Genomic DNA, 787 nt, shown 5'->3' with positions numbered 1-787 from the left:
GACGCATTCCGGCATCTGGGACACAGCCAACGGAACAATGTGTTTCCACCCCCGAAACCGTCGAATTGGCCACCGACGACGAGTGAAAGCGCAAATGGCCGCTGCGATCCCGCGGCGGCCATTCACGTTTCTCGATTGTCCAAATCGGACGCGGAAGAACCTGCACCCGATACCTGTGCAGCGTTGATCCTCTCCCGGCGTGAAAGGACCACGACCGATTGTGGAAAGGGCCATCCTCCCTATAGCCGATAGAGAATGCGCAAGTCGCGTGCAGTAGGTGGAAACCGACAAACACCTCGGGCCACCGCGTCACGTCAGTCGCGGTTCGGCGGCTCAGTGCTTTTACCGTGGGGCTTTAGCCGATCTCGTCTCGCCGCTTCACGGCGGCGTATCCTGTCTCGCTCCCGCCGTTGGCTGTCGCGTCGCCAGAGCAGGTGGTCGACAAGCAGCCTTGCTCTGCCGAAAGCCGCGGCGATGAGGAGTGACCAACCCACGACCGGAAGCCAGAGAAGGACCGCGAATATGAACGCCCCAACGAGATCCGGGCTGAAGCGCAAGTATCCATATCGCCCCAACGACAGGCCGAGATAGGGCTCAGGCCCCGTAAAAAAGAGGATCCCGGCGCCGAGGGTAAAGAAGATCGTCCCCGCCAGCGTGCCTTTTCCGGGCCGGGTCACGTCGAAGTATTCCGATCTGGTCCGGAGGAACTTCATGGTCATGATCGCGACACTGGCGAAGAGGATGGCCGGCGCCGAGGCGGCATAGACGGCGTAATAGAGATAAAGCG

1 protein-coding gene is annotated in these 787 nt (G+C 60.9%); it reads right to left on the bottom strand.

The features are described from left to right. Positions 1 to 314 precede the first annotated feature (314 nt). A partial coding sequence (locus CVV76_RS25105) for a hypothetical protein (RefSeq protein WP_158243250.1) occupies positions 315 to 787 on the bottom strand: 473 nt, incomplete at its 5' end.

Origin of the sequence: Acidimangrovimonas sediminis, assembly GCF_002871005.1 — a bacterium.
In the GTDB taxonomy this organism is placed as follows: domain Bacteria; phylum Pseudomonadota; class Alphaproteobacteria; order Rhodobacterales; family Rhodobacteraceae; genus Acidimangrovimonas; species Acidimangrovimonas sediminis.
Note: the sequence above shows the minus strand (reverse complement) of the source record. Positions and strands in the feature narration are given on the sequence as shown.